We start from the raw sequence: 13198 nt of genomic DNA, 5'->3' as shown, positions 1-13198 counted from the left end.
AAAGTAAAGTCGGGCACGCCAAAGCCGATGTCAAGAAATTCGGCGCCGCCAAAATGCTTGTAATCAATGCTGACAGCACGCTGGCTGGGGGCGAGGGCGAAGCTTTGGCGCCCGGCGTCACACAGGGCGGCGCATTGAAATCGATTCCATGACAATGAGGGATGTCGTAAGACGCCCTAGCTTGGGGAGGCTCATATCGCGCCTGAAGGGGATTTCCGCGCCGCGCAGGTCCTGCCAGACATCGTATAGAAAAAGGAGCGCCCTGGGGGACGCTCCTTCTTATCATTTAGAGCCCTAGCGGAAGTCGCCCGGCCATTCGGCGGCGATATAGGCGAACACCACCCAGGCCGCCACATTCTGCTTTAAGGCCTCGGGGTCAACCTTATCCAGCGTATCGTCGGCGGTGTGGTGCAGGTCGAAATAATCGGTGCCGTCCTGCATCAGGTCGATGCCGGGCATGCCGATCTTGACCATCTGGCCGACGTCAGGCCCGCCGCCAGCCTCACGGCCATGGCGCACGACACCAAGCGGCTGCATCAGCTGCGCCATGGTATCAACCACATGAACCGAACCGGTGCTGACCTTGGATGCCAGCGCCCACACAGGGCCTGCGCCAAAATCTGATTCTGCGCCAATCACATGGTTGGCCACGTCATCCTTGTGGGCTTCGGCATATTGTTTGGCACCAATCAGCCCCAGTTCCTCTGACGCGAACAACACCACACGGAGCGTGCGGCGCGGGCGTTCCTTTGTCAGGTCCTGGATCATATCGGCAGCGGCCACCGTGATGGCAACGCCTGCACCGTCATCAATGGCGCCTGTACCCAGGTCCCAGCTGTCCAGGTGACTGCCCATGAGGATGACTTCCTCAGGCTTCTCCCGGCCCGTAATCTCGCCGATCACATTATGCATGGTCACGTCACCATGGAACTTGGTCTGGACATCCACGTGGATGCTGATGGGCTTGCCGCGATCGAGCATGCGCTCCAGGAGGTCCGCGTCCGGGTTCGACAGCGCGGCGGCCGCGATCGGCGGTGTGCCTTCCTCATAGTTCACGCCGCCGGTGTGGGGCAGACGGTGGCTGTCGGTGCCGATGGACCGGATGATGATGGCCTTGGCACCCTTGCGGGCAGCTTCTGCGGCACCCTTGCCGCGGGCCTGAACAGCGGGGCCATAGCCGGCGCCGGTCTTGAAGCGTTCCATGCGGTTGGAGATAAAGACAATCTTGCCTTCAATGTCTGCCGGGTCAGCCTCCAGAAGTGCTTCATAGGTCGGGATATGGACAATCTCAGCCGTGATGCCGCCCTCTGGCGTCGCCGCCGATTTCCCGAGCGCCGTGATGCTCAGCGGCTGGGTGTAGGGCGCTACAACAGATGCGCTTTCGCTAATTCGCTCCCATTTGGAAACGGTCACTGGTTCGGTATAGACCTTATCGAACCCCAGCGCCTTCAGCTTGGCTACAGCCCAGCGCGCGGCTTCGGCTTCTTTTTCGCTGCCACCCAGGCGGGGCCCGACCTCTGTGGTCAGGCTTTCAAGAATTTCATAGGCCGCGTCGCTCTTCAGCGCCTTGTCGCGCAGCATGGCGGCGGTTTCCCGCGTGTCGTCGGAGACGGGAACTACATCGGCCTTCAGTGCCGTGGATGCGGATAAAAGAAAGGCCACCCCTGTGGCGGCCTTCAGAAACATATGCTTGGTCATCGCTGCCCCTTGTTAACTAGGTTATCTTGTGGGGCGCAGAGTGGGGCGAAACCGCCCCATCGTCAAGCTAGCTGAGTTCACATATCCATGAGCTCAGCTCATCTAGTGCGCGGCGGCTCATGGCCGGCTTGCGCTCTTTCTTGTGGACTTTGCCTTCAAGCGGCGGAAACAGGCCAAAATTCACGTTCATCGGCTGGAAGGTTTTTGCGTCTGCGCCGCCGGTAATGTGGCTGATCAGCGCGCCGAAAGCCGTGGTGGCGGGCGGCGGCGTGGGTGTCTGGCCCTTGCGCTCTGCCGCTGCCATACGGCCGGCCATCAGGCCCATCGCGGACGATTCCACATAGCCTTCAACGCCAGTGATCTGGCCGGCGAACCGAAGGCGGGGGTCTGCCTTCATGCGCATCAGGCCATCGAGCACCTTTGGGCTGTTGAGGAACGTGTTCCTATGCAGGCCGCCCAGGCGCGCGAACTCAGCATTCTCAAGCCCCGGGATCTTCTTGAAGATGCGGGTCTGTTCGCCGTACTTCAGCTTGGTCTGGAAACCGACCATATTATAGAGCGTACCCAGCTTGTTGTCCTGCCTGAGCTGCACGACGGCATAGGGCTTTTCGTCCCAGTGCGGGCACGTCAGGCCCACCGGCTTCATCGGGCCGAAACGCAGGGTCTCTGGCCCGCGCTCCGCCATCACTTCAATTGGCATGCAGCCTTCGAAATAGGGTGTATCCTTTTCCCATTCCTTGAAGTCGGTCTTTTCGCCGGTGTTCAGATCATGGACAAATTCTTCATACTGCGCCTTAGTCATGGGCAGGTTGATATAGTCGGCGCCGTCGCCTTTGTCGTAGCGGCTTTGGTACCAGGCGGTACCGAAATCGATGCTTTCCTTATAGAGGATCGGCGCGATGGCGTCGAAGAAGGCCAGGGCGTCTTCACCGCACAGCTCCAGCACGGCTTTCGACAGCGCCGGGGACGTCAGCGGGCCGGTGGCGACAATCACATTGTCCCACTCCTTTGGGGGCAGGCCTTCAATCTCGCCGCGTTCGATGGTGATCAGCGGGTGCTTTTCCAGCGTTTCGGTGACTTCGGCGGAGAAACCGTCGCGGTCAACCGCAAGCGCGGAGCCCGCAGGTACCTTGTGTTTTTCAGCTGCTGCCATGATCAGGCTGTTCATGCGGCGCATTTCTTCATGCAGCAGGCCTACGGCGTTATTTTCATAGTCATCCGAGCGGAAGCTGTTGGAACATACCAGTTCCGCCAGATGGTCGGTGTGGTGGGCGTCGGTCTTCCGAACGGGGCGCATTTCATGCAGCACCACGGGCACGCCTTGTTCTGCTGCCTGCCACGCCGCTTCAGAGCCCGCAAGCCCGCCGCCGATGATATGGATTTCCTTAAACTCGTTTGCCATCACACTGTACCTTTTCAGGACCTCCTCGAAGGGCGGCCACATATGCGTCTTCACTTGCGGGCTTATTTACTGGACTTGGCACCATTTTGTAAGGGAAAAAGGTGACCAACGGAACGCAAAGACCAATCCCGGGGGAACAGGGGTGCTGACAGCACGCGAGATTTTTGAAAAACTCAGCGAATGGCCGCATCGCGGCTGCGGCAGCGAGAATGAGATGGAAGCGCGTGAGGCCCTGATGGCGGCGCTCACCGGTGAATACGGTGTGGATGTGACCGACCAGGGCTTCAAATGCCCGCGCACCTATCTGCCGTTTTTCTGGATGATCGCCATCGGGCAGGCCATTGTGGTGCTGCTGTCGCCTTGGGCGCCAGCCTTCATGCTAGGGGCCGGGGTCCTGCTGTTCTTCAGCCACCTTCTGTATTTCGACTGGCGCACCAGCCCGATCATCTGGTGGGGCGCCCGCAGCGTGACTGCCAATGTGTCCGCGACCAAAGGCAGCGGGAAACGCCTGGTGATCCTGATGGCGCATCTGGATAGCGCACCGTCTTCCTATGCCTACCGCCCCGATCAGGTGCGGCATTTCAAGCTTTCCATCTATTTGGGCACTTTCATTATTGGTTTGGGGGTGCTGATTCCGGCCATGGGCACGCAGGATGTTGTTTTGCCTCATTGGGCCGGCTGGATCGTGACGCTGTTGCTGCTGGGGCAGGCCGTGGTGGCCAGTGTTGACTTCTGGCGCTTTGGCTATACCCCGGGCGCGAATGACAATCTCACGGGCGTTGCAGCGGCCACAGAGGTGGCGTCCCGGCTGTGGAAGACCATGCCGACAGACACGGAAGTGCGGCTGGTGATAACAAGCGGTGAGGAAGCCGGTATGTTGGGCGCCCAGCATTATTGGCGCCAGCACCGGGATGAGCTCAAGATGCGCGACACCCACGTTTTGAATTTCGACACCGTGGGATTCGGGAACCTCTCGTTTGTTACCGAAAGTGGCGGTTTCACCCCGGTTTATTATGACGGCCCACTGGTGCGTACCGCAGCCGCGGTAACGAAGATTGACAAACGCTACAGCCATGTGAAGGCAGCCAAGCACCATGTGGGTGATTTTGACAGCGTCTGGTTCGCCCGTGACGGGTTTTCGGCGCTGACCATCGCCGCGTATGACGATGACGGCCTGATGCCGCACATTCACACGCCGGACGACACGGCAGACCATATTGACCTGGCGATCGTAGAAGACGCAGTACGCTTTGGCGAAGCGGTCATCCGCACGCTTCCAAAAACATGACGATAAGGAGTTTAGACATGCGCCCAGAGGATATCCTGTATTTCTGGTTTACCGAAGCAGGGGAAGGCGCCTGGTGGCAGAAGTCCAAGATGTTTGACGATCTGGTCCGCCGCCGGTTCCTGCCTGTTTATGAAGTGGCCGTTGCGGGAGAGCTGGACGGCTGGCGGGCAAGCCCGCGCGGCAGGCTGGCGGAAATCATTGTGCTGGACCAGTTCCCGCGCAACATGTTCCGGGACACTCCGCAAAGCTTTGCCGCTGACCCGTTGGCCCTAGTGCTATCGCAGGAGGCGGTACGCGCGGGCGCTGACGCGTCTCTGGCACCGGATGAGTGCGCCTTCCTGTTGATGCCCTATATGCATAGCGAAAGCAGGGCGGTGCACGAAGAGGCCGTCCGGCTGTTTACCCGTCCGGGGCTGGAGAATAACCTGGACTTCGAGATGCGCCACAAGGCAATCATCGACCGGTTTGGTCGCTACCCGCACCGGAATGCCATTCTGGGCCGCCAGAGTACGCCGGAAGAGCTGGAATTCCTCAAACAGCCGGGTAGCAGCTTCTAAGTTCCTGCACATTCGGTGGACGGGAAGGCGCTTCATTTCCCCGCGATTCCGGCGGACCAGTATTTTTCTTCGACGGGAAACAATACAGCGTATGCAGGTATGTCATTTGGTGATAAGCAAGCGTCATGAAAATGGCAGCAGGAGGCTTTGACGATGGATCTGGTAACAATCATAACTTTCATGTCAGTCTTGGCGCTGCTGGTTATTTCCCCCGGACCAAATGGTGTCCTGATCGCAAAGACGGTTCCAACCTCGGGCCGCAAGGCAGGCTTCGCCAACATCATAGGCTTTATTGCAGCGTTCTATCTGCACGGCACACTGTCGATATTTGGCATATCCATTTTGCTGGTGCGGTCTGCGGAAGCCTTCTTCATATTCAAAATGGCGGGTGCGGCTTATCTTTGCTGGGTTGGTGTGAAGGCCCTTTGGTCTACCTGGAAAACCAGTCAGGATACTAATACTGCCGTCACCAAGGCTGCCAAGCGGACAGCCTCCTTAAGGGGAGCTTGTCTCGAAGGGTTTCTGACCAACGCCTTAAACCCTAAGGTTTCGATGTTTTACCTCGCAGCTTTCCCCCAGTTCCTAACTGTTGGCGACAGCCCTTTTCAGGCTTACGCGCTCGTTTCTGCGCATGTGGCGCTTAATTCCTTGTGGTTTTCCGCAATGATTTTGGTATTGGCGCGTTTCAAGACCATGGCAACAAGTGCCCGGTTCAGTAAGTGGCTGAAATCCCTTACCGGCGTTGTGTTCATCGGGTTCGGTACGAAACTGGCGCTATTGCGGCAATAAGGCGGTAGCCCAGTCTTCCGATCTTACTGGGGTACTGGGGCCTTGCTGTCGGTCGTGACGGCCAGGCTTTTGCGGTAACCATTCCAGATTTCAGCGTAACTGCCATCCGCCCGAAGCCGGCGAAGGCCCAGGTTGAAAGCATCACAGACCTTCTGGTCATGGAAGCGGGCGACATAAAGCGATGGCTCCATGATCGGGTGGTGCTTGAGTTCCCGATACTCACCGGTTTTGGTGAAATGGCTTTTCTGTGCCAGGGCGAGGATCCAGCGGTCACCGACAACCGCATCAAACCGGCCATTGTATAACAGTTTGATGTGTTTGCTCTGGTCGCCTGATTCGGTATAGCGCTTGGAGTGCCTCACTGCTTGCTGGAATTCAGAACCCAGGTAGCGTGTCGCACCGGAAAAGGACAGGATCGACAGGCCTTTGAGGTCATCCAGGCTGTCGATGGACAGGTTCTTGGATGTCATTGAAACAGCGATATTTTGATGGGCGATGTACCAGTCTGTTGCGCACCCAACCTCCGATGCCAGCACATTCTGGGTCAGAATGCCGTTCATCTGGCCATTCTCAAACGCGGAGATCATCCGGACGCGCGGTTGCTGGACAAAGACAGGCTCATACCCGCTGCCCTTAAGGATGGCTTGCACCAGGTCGATTTCAATTCCATGCGCGGCACGGTCGACCACATAAGGCGGCAGGTTTTCGCGCGTGGCGATTTCAATCATTTCCGGGGGCGTGGCCGCCGTTTGCGCTGTCACCGGCGGTGACAGGCATATTGCTGTGAACAGGGCCCGAAGGGCATGATTGGTCAGGGAGGCACGCATCACAAAGCCTTTTAGCACATAATCAAGATCATTCGATTATCTAGTGCATTTGGCGTCAAAATACCACCTTTACGGCATTAAAATGGACGCAAAGCTGGGACGCATCCATTCTATTCATTAAGGCCTTGATTCAGCTGCGGTTCGTGCGCGTTTATTCAGCCGCCTGGCGCTTCAGCACAGGGGCCAGATACTGGCCGGTGTAGCTGCGGGCGACGGTTGCCACTTCTTCTGGTGTGCCGGTGGCGATAATCTCGCCACCGCCGTCGCCGCCTTCAGGGCCCAGGTCAATGATCCAGTCGGCGGTTTTGATAACCTCAAGGTTATGTTCGATCACCACGACCGTATTGCCTTGGTCCACCAGCGCCTGCAGCACTTCCATCAGCTTCCTGACATCCTCGAAATGCAGGCCGGTTGTGGGCTCGTCGAGGATATAAAGCGTTTTGCCGGTCGAGCGTTTTGACAGTTCCTTGGCCAACTTCACGCGCTGGGCTTCGCCGCCTGAAAGGGTGGTGGCCTGCTGGCCCACCTTGATATAACCAAGACCGACCTTCTCGAGCATTTCAAGCTTGTTGCGGATCGCGGGAACCGCCTTGAAAAACTGCACGCCGTCTTCAACTGTCATATCAAGAACGTCTGATATCGACTTGTCTTTAAACTTGATTTCCAAAGTTTCACGGTTGTAGCGATGGCCTTTGCACTGGTCACACTGCACATACACGTCTGGCAGGAAATGCATCTCGATCTTGATCATGCCGTCGCCCTTGCACGCCTCGCAGCGGCCGCCCTTGACGTTGAAACTGAAGCGGCCCGGCTTGTAGCCGCGCGCGCCCGCTTCCGGCAGGCCCGCGAACCAGTCGCGGATCGGGCCGAAGGCGCCGGTGTAGGTGGCCGGGTTCGACCGCGGCGTGCGGCCGATGGGCGATTGGTCGATATCGACAATCTTGTCCAGATGTTCCAGCCCCTCGATGGCCCCATGGGGGCCCGGGATGGTGCGCGAGCCGTTCAAGTGCTTCGCCACGGCCTTATAGAGCGTCTCAATGGTGAAGGTGGACTTGCCAGACCCGGACACACCTGTGATGCAGGTCAGCGTCCCCAAGGGGATCGAGCCTTCCACATCCTTGAGGTTGTTGGCGGTCGCGCCCTTGACGGTGAGGAACTTGCCCTTGTGGCCGGGGCGCCTGAGGGCCGGGATGGGCACGGCGCGCTTGCCGGTCAGATACTGGCCTGTGAGGCTGTCATTTGATGCCATGACGTCATCGGGCGTGCCTTCGGCCACAATGGCGCCGCCGTGTTCGCCGGCGCCGGGGCCCATGTCGATGACATAGTCGGCGGTGCGGATGGCGTCTTCGTCATGCTCGACCACCAGGACGGTATTGCCGATATCGCGCAGGTTCTTCAGGGTTTCCAGCAGCCGGTCGTTATCGCGCTGGTGCAAGCCAATGGACGGCTCATCCAGCACGTACAGCACGCCTGTGAGGCCGGAGCCGATCTGGGAGGCCAGGCGAATACGCTGGCTTTCCCCGCCTGACAGCGTGCCGGACGCCCGGCTGAGCGTCAGATACTGCAGCCCCACGTTATTGAGGAAACCAAGGCGTTCCTGGATTTCCTTCAGCACCTTTTCCGCGATGGCATTCTGTTTGTCGGTCAGCTTCTCGGGCAGGCCCATGAACCAGTCATGGGCGCCGCGCACGGAAAGTTCCGTCACATCACCAATAGTGCAGCTTGCGATCTTGACTGCCAGCGCTTCGGGCTTCAGTCGCTTGCCCTCGCAGCTTGTGCAGGTGGTGGAGGCCTGATATTTCGATAATTCCTCACGCATCCAGTTGCTGTCTGTCTCGCGCCAGCGGCGTTCGATATTGTTGATCACGCCTTCAAACGGCTTGTTGACCTCAAACCGCCGCTTGCCGTCGGCATAGACAATGGTCACAGACTGTTTACCGGTGCCATAGAGGAAGGCCTGGCGGGCGTCCTCAGGCACTTTCTTCCAAGGCGTGTCGATGGAGATGCCAAAATGGCGCGCCACCGCGTCCAGCGCCTGGAAGTAGAAGGGCGAGGGGTTGTTGGCCTTGTTGGCCCACGGCGCCAAAGCCCCATCCTTGATGGTCTTTGAGTGGTCTGGCACCACCAGTTCAGGGTCGAAATAGAGCTTCTGCCCGAGGCCATCGCAAGATGGGCAGGCGCCGAACGGGTTGTTGAAGGAAAACAGCCGGGGCTCGATCTCCTCAATGGTGAAGCCGCTTTCTGGGCAGGCGAACTTGGCCGACATCAGCTGGCGGCTGGCGTCTTCACCGTCGCGCGCGGCGACCTCAACGGCCAGCAGGCCGTCCGAGAGCTCAAGCGCGGTCTCGACACTGTCGGCAAGGCGCTGTTCGAGCCCGTCCTTCAGCACAAGGCGGTCCACCACCACGTCGATATCATGCTTGTATTTCTTGTCGAGCGTTGGAGCTTCCTCGATCAGGTAGAACTCGCCGTCCACCTTTACGCGCTGGAAGCCGCGTTTCTGAAGCTCGCCGAACTCTTTCTTGTACTCACCCTTACGGCCGCGCACGATGGGCGCCAGCAGATAAAGCCGGGTGCCTTCGCCCATGGCCATGATGCGGTCGACCATCTGGGTGACCGTCTGGCTTTCGATCGGCAGGCCGGTGGCAGGCGAGTAGGGCACGCCCACGCGCGCCCACAGAAGGCGCATATAGTCGTAAATCTCGGTCACGGTGCCGACAGTAGAGCGCGGGTTCTTGGATGTGGTCTTCTGCTCGATGGAGATTGCAGGCGACAGGCCCTCGATATGGTCCACGTCCGGCTTCTGCATCAGCTCCAGGAACTGGCGGGCGTAGGCAGACAGGCTTTCCACATAGCGGCGCTGGCCTTCAGCATAGATGGTATCGAACGCGAGCGACGATTTGCCCGAGCCCGACAGCCCGGTGATCACCACAAGCTTGTCGCGCGGGATGTCAACATCCACGGATTTCAGGTTATGTTCTCTGGCCCCGCGGACGGAAATCTCTGTGAGCATGCTGATCTCTTAAATCTGAACTAGTGTTTCTGCGCTTCTTGTACGCCATCAATTGGCCTCTGGATGCCAAGCTGTCAAGCCGCCTGACAATAATATGATGGCGTGAACAAAAAAAGAACATAATCCAGCCTGCTGTCAGAAACTGTCAGGATATCGGTCCTGATCTGTGAACGTTTGGAAAAAACCAACAACAGCAGGAGATTATCTATCTTGACATCTTGCATGAAATGAGAACAAAAAAAGAACAAACGATACGAGGAGACACTCATGAGTCCAAAAACAGACCTTCGGACGGGCGGCTGCCTGTGTGGTGCCGTACGCTACGAAATCAACTTGGATGGTAGCGAGACCAACAATTGTCACTGCAGGGACTGCCAGAAGAACTCGGGTGGGGCATTCATGCCCTTCACCAGCGTTGATCGGGGCCAGTTCCGTTGGATCTCCGCGCCAACCGGCGAAGGTAAGGCCAGCGAGATTGCCGTGCGCCGCTTCTGTACCGGCTGCGGTACCCCCATGACTTGGGAAGGGCGGGATTTCCCAGACCGCATTTCCATCAGCACTGGTACGCTGGATGACACAAGTGGGATTGAGATCAGTGTCGAGATTTATACCCGCAGCCGTTGGGACAGCATTCCACCAGTGCCGGGCGCCCGGCAGTATGAAGCTGAGGACTGATCAGGACCAGTCCTTGGGGTCAATCCCGAGGGCGGTCATGCGTTGGTGCCACTTGCGGCGGGCAAAGGCCTGCATGTCTTCTACCGTATCCAGCTCATCCGTGATCTCGAGGCCCATCAGGGTCTCAATCACGTCTTCAAGCGTCACAAGGCCCTCTGTGGTTCCGTATTCGTCGACAATCAGCATGATATGGCCACGCTGGTGCATCAGCTGGTTGAAGGCGTGGGAGGCCTTCATGGTGTCCGGCATCATCGGCAGGTCGCGGCGGAAATCCTCAAGCGTCTTGTCGCTTTCGCCTTTTGCTGCCGCCATGAAGAGGTCCTGCTTCAGCACATAGCCACAGATGTCGTCTGTGTGGGCACCGTAAACCGGGATGCGGGAGAAGGGGTTTTCCGCATGGGCTTCCAGGAACTGGGCCACGGTCCGGGCCATCGGCTGGCTGAACATCACCGCGCGCGGCGACATGATATCCTTCACCGACAGCTTATGCAGCCGCATCAGGTTGGCGACAATCTTCTGCTCTTTCTTGTCCAGCAGGCCTTCTTCGTGGCCGATCTGCGCCATGGCGGCGATCTCGTCCCGGCTGAAGGTGGTGGCCAGCTCGTCCTTACGGGCGATGGCGCGGGTCAGCTTCTGCGAAAGCCAGACAATCGGCAGCAACAGGCGGGTGAGCCACACAAGGCAGAAGGCGGTGGTGGGCGCCAGGCCTTGCCAATAAGTGGCGCCAAGGGTTTTGGGGATGATCTCTGACAGCACCAGGATCAGGAGTGTCAGCACGGCGCTTGTTGCAGCGACATAATTGTTGCCGAACACCACGGCAGCCTGCGCACCAACACCGGCCGCACCGACCGTGTGGGCGATGGTGTTGAGAATCAGGATGGCGGCCAATGGCCGGTCAAGGTTTGCCTGCAGGGCCGTCAGGTCGTCGGCACCCCGTTTGCCGCGTTTCCTCAGCGCCGCCACATAGGCTGGGCGCACAGACAGCAGCACAGCCTCCGCCACTGAACACAGGAAGGACACGCAGATTGCCAGCACCAGATAAAAAATAAGAAGCGTCATATCCGAACTCTATACGAGAATTCGCGTGCCTTGCCTAGAGATAGCAGCATGCCCAGTGACAGCTTTCCTGCCTAGAGGTAGCTGAGCCACCAGTCCTTCCGGCGCGCCTTGAGGTCCGCGAACCATTTGCAGGCTGGATAAAGCGCGACAACCACCCCGATCCAGACCAGCCACACCACCCAGATGGAAAAACCATAGCCCGCAGGCATGTTCCACATGGCAGTGGCCATGGCGCGCCACCCAAGGCCCTGCAGTTCTGCGGCCACCAGGGCCAGTGCATGCGCCAGGTAGATGTGCGCGAGATAATAGAAGAAAGGCACGCGGCCAAGGGTGACCATCCAGTCGACAAACCGGCCACGCCAGCGTTCGGCATGGGCCAGCACGATCAGGCCGGGCCCGACGGTCATCAAGAGGAACGCCAGCGACGGCGGGTATTTCGCTGTATTGAGGAACGACCAGAAAGTGAACAGGCCGCTTTCCTGTTGGGACCAGGGGGCAGGGTTGCCGTAGCCGTTCACCAGTCGGATCAGGATAAAGCCGGCAATAAGCGCAAGACCCAGGCGGACCAGCAGGCGCTGGCGTACCTGAGGCTCCAGCTTATAGGCTTTTGCCAGCACATACCCGAGCGGCATCAGGCCGATCCAGGGCAGGAGCGGATACATGCGCCCGACCGGGAAGCCGAATGGCAGGCTGAAGCCTGGATTGTGCAGGATATGCCAGAAGGGTGTCGGCGCCGCCCAGTTCACCGGCGGGAAAAGGCCATAATCCAGCGCGTTATGGCCCAGCACAACAACAGCGCCAAAGCCCGCAATTGCCCAGAAGGGCAACCACACAAGCACGGCCATGATCAGCATGGAGGCGCCGATGACCCAGATAACCTGCAGGCCGATCGAGAAGGTCGCCAAATTGAACTGCCAGCCAAAACTGACCAGCGTGATTTCAATGGCGATCAGCCACAGGCCGCGGGTGGCCAGAAAACGGCTGAGCTCTCCCGTGCTCTTGCGTTCATGCATCAAACCCGCGCTGATGCCGGATAGCAGCACAAAGGTGGGGGCGCAGAAATGGGTGATCCAGCGCGTTAGGAACAAGGCACTGTCTGTCTGCGTCAGGTCGGCCGGGTCGAACCGGGCATCGGTGAAAAAGTCACGCACATGGTCAAGCGCCATGATTACCATCACCAGGCCCCGCAGGAAATCGATGGAAGTCAAACGGTAAGCCCGGTGGCTTTTGGTGTCGGTCGCGGTAAAATACTGGCTCGTGTCAGGTGACATTGCAAAACCCCCAAACTTTATTTGGGTTGTATTATTCCCTTTTTACTGGCGCGCGTAAAGCCCGTCGAACCATCCTTTCCACTTTTCTTCCGTTTCATCATACTGTTCAAAGAACTGGCGCACCGTGCCGTCTTCATTCGGGGTCCAGGTGCCACGGAAAGGGAAGCTGGTGCCGTTCGCATAGTAGGTAATGGTGCCTTCAAGCACCATGGAACCGTCGCGCAGCCCGCCTTCATAGTCAATCAGGTTGCCGCCCGCACCGGCGGAAACCCACACCTGCCGCCATTTTTTGCTGACCGGGTTATAATAGTTGATGCTCTGGCCCGTGCCGCCAGACACACTGGTCCATTCCTCGCGGATCAGGCAGTTTTTTTCCACCTTGGTTATCAGGTTGGTGCCTGCCTGCTGGCCGCCGTTGCGGGCGGTCACGTTCCAGCTGCCGACCCAGAAATCGAATTGATTGAAGCCAGGATCGTTTTCGCAGGTGTTAGGCGGCGGCGGTGGCGGTGTCTGTGTTTGGCTTTGTGCAGCAGCGCCCACGCTGGTTGTCAGGATTATTGCTGCTGCGGCAGTCAGGCGAACTGTCATGATATTTTCCCCACTGTTGGTTTTCCCCGAC

The 13198-nt window shown here is 58.6% G+C and carries 11 protein-coding genes; 4 read left to right on the top strand and 7 right to left on the bottom strand.

Features of this window, described 5'->3' with window-relative positions:
* Positions 1 to 294: 294 nt before the first annotated feature.
* On the bottom strand, positions 295 to 1698 hold the full coding sequence (locus tag KORLAC_RS11325; RefSeq protein ID WP_241493407.1) for a M20/M25/M40 family metallo-hydrolase: 1404 nt from the start codon (positions 1696 to 1698) through the stop codon (positions 295 to 297).
* Positions 1699 to 1765: 67 nt separating this feature from the next.
* Entirely contained in the window at positions 1766 to 3100 is a 1335-nt protein-coding gene (trmFO, locus tag KORLAC_RS11320) for a methylenetetrahydrofolate--tRNA-(uracil(54)-C(5))-methyltransferase (FADH(2)-oxidizing) TrmFO (protein WP_068307123.1), read from the bottom strand.
* 142 nt (positions 3101 to 3242) lie between these two features.
* On the opposite strand from trmFO, the gene KORLAC_RS11315 reads away from it, so the two are divergent.
* The 3 genes from KORLAC_RS11315 to KORLAC_RS11305 all read left to right on the top strand — a co-directional run bounded on the left by KORLAC_RS11315 (position 3243) and on the right by KORLAC_RS11305 (position 5734).
* Positions 3243 to 4388 carry a M28 family metallopeptidase gene (locus KORLAC_RS11315; RefSeq protein WP_068306605.1) on the top strand — a complete coding sequence of 382 codons (1146 nt, stop codon included), beginning with the start codon at positions 3243 to 3245 and terminating at the stop codon, positions 4386 to 4388.
* 17 nt (positions 4389 to 4405) lie between these two features.
* On the top strand, positions 4406 to 4945 hold the full coding sequence (locus KORLAC_RS11310) for a DUF924 family protein (protein WP_082714630.1): 540 nt from the start codon (positions 4406 to 4408) through the stop codon (positions 4943 to 4945).
* A gap of 153 nt (positions 4946 to 5098) precedes the next feature.
* Positions 5099 to 5734: a LysE family translocator gene (locus KORLAC_RS11305; RefSeq protein WP_068306601.1), complete on the top strand. Its 636-nt coding sequence runs from the start codon at positions 5099 to 5101 to the stop codon at positions 5732 to 5734.
* Positions 5735 to 5757: 23 nt separating this feature from the next.
* On the opposite strand, the gene KORLAC_RS11300 is transcribed toward KORLAC_RS11305, so the two are convergent.
* Together KORLAC_RS11300 and uvrA are read right to left on the bottom strand one after the other, a co-directional pair.
* On the bottom strand, positions 5758 to 6561 hold the full coding sequence (locus KORLAC_RS11300; RefSeq protein ID WP_068306599.1) for a substrate-binding periplasmic protein: 804 nt from the start codon (positions 6559 to 6561) through the stop codon (positions 5758 to 5760).
* 151 nt (positions 6562 to 6712) lie between these two features.
* The gene (gene uvrA, locus KORLAC_RS11295) at positions 6713 to 9574 is read right to left on the bottom strand and encodes an excinuclease ABC subunit UvrA (protein WP_068306597.1); all 2862 of its coding nucleotides are present in this window, start codon (positions 9572 to 9574) and stop codon (positions 6713 to 6715) included.
* Between the two features lie 267 nt (positions 9575 to 9841).
* Here uvrA and KORLAC_RS11290 point away from each other — a divergent pair, with 267 nt between their 5' ends.
* Positions 9842 to 10249: a GFA family protein gene (locus tag KORLAC_RS11290; RefSeq protein WP_074519473.1), complete on the top strand. Its 408-nt coding sequence runs from the start codon at positions 9842 to 9844 to the stop codon at positions 10247 to 10249.
* Here the strand turns inward: KORLAC_RS11290 and KORLAC_RS11285 are convergent, their stop codons facing one another.
* The 3 genes from KORLAC_RS11285 to KORLAC_RS11275 all read right to left on the bottom strand — a co-directional run bounded on the left by KORLAC_RS11285 (position 10250) and on the right by KORLAC_RS11275 (position 13167).
* Complete coding sequence (locus tag KORLAC_RS11285; protein WP_068306593.1) at positions 10250 to 11308, bottom strand: hemolysin family protein; 1059 nt, start codon at positions 11306 to 11308, stop codon at positions 10250 to 10252. It lies immediately after the preceding gene.
* A 71-nt stretch (positions 11309 to 11379) separates the two neighbouring features.
* The gene (locus KORLAC_RS11280) at positions 11380 to 12579 is read right to left on the bottom strand and encodes an acetyltransferase domain-containing protein (RefSeq protein ID WP_068306591.1); all 1200 of its coding nucleotides are present in this window, start codon (positions 12577 to 12579) and stop codon (positions 11380 to 11382) included.
* Between the two features lie 42 nt (positions 12580 to 12621).
* Entirely contained in the window at positions 12622 to 13167 is a 546-nt protein-coding gene (locus tag KORLAC_RS11275) for a hypothetical protein (protein WP_082714629.1), read from the bottom strand.
* Between the last annotated feature and the right edge of the window lie 31 nt (positions 13168 to 13198).

The sequence above is a fragment of the Kordiimonas lacus genome (assembly GCF_001550055.1).
GTDB lineage: Bacteria > Pseudomonadota > Alphaproteobacteria > Sphingomonadales > Kordiimonadaceae > Kordiimonas > Kordiimonas lacus.
The sequence above is the reverse complement of the archived record's forward strand: the minus strand, read 5'-3'. Positions and strand labels throughout refer to the sequence as shown.

What these genes read in the sequence shown, in the direction of transcription:
- KORLAC_RS11310 (WP_082714630.1), top strand. Translation starts at nt 4,406, where the DNA reads ATGCGCCCAGAGGATATCCTGTATTTCTGGTTTACCGAAGCAGGGGAA.
- KORLAC_RS11285 (WP_068306593.1), bottom strand. Translation starts at nt 11,308, where the DNA reads ATGACGCTTCTTATTTTTTATCTGGTGCTGGCAATCTGCGTGTCCTTC.
- KORLAC_RS11325 (WP_241493407.1), bottom strand. Translation starts at nt 1,698, where the DNA reads ATGACCAAGCATATGTTTCTGAAGGCCGCCACAGGGGTGGCCTTTCTT.
- KORLAC_RS11280 (WP_068306591.1), bottom strand. Translation starts at nt 12,579, where the DNA reads ATGTCACCTGACACGAGCCAGTATTTTACCGCGACCGACACCAAAAGC.
- uvrA (WP_068306597.1), bottom strand. Translation starts at nt 9,574, where the DNA reads ATGCTCACAGAGATTTCCGTCCGCGGGGCCAGAGAACATAACCTGAAA.
- KORLAC_RS11300 (WP_068306599.1), bottom strand. Translation starts at nt 6,561, where the DNA reads ATGCGTGCCTCCCTGACCAATCATGCCCTTCGGGCCCTGTTCACAGCA.
- KORLAC_RS11305 (WP_068306601.1), top strand. Translation starts at nt 5,099, where the DNA reads ATGGATCTGGTAACAATCATAACTTTCATGTCAGTCTTGGCGCTGCTG.
- trmFO (WP_068307123.1), bottom strand. Translation starts at nt 3,100, where the DNA reads ATGGCAAACGAGTTTAAGGAAATCCATATCATCGGCGGCGGGCTTGCG.
- KORLAC_RS11290 (WP_074519473.1), top strand. Translation starts at nt 9,842, where the DNA reads ATGAGTCCAAAAACAGACCTTCGGACGGGCGGCTGCCTGTGTGGTGCC.
- KORLAC_RS11275 (WP_082714629.1), bottom strand. Translation starts at nt 13,167, where the DNA reads ATGACAGTTCGCCTGACTGCCGCAGCAGCAATAATCCTGACAACCAGC.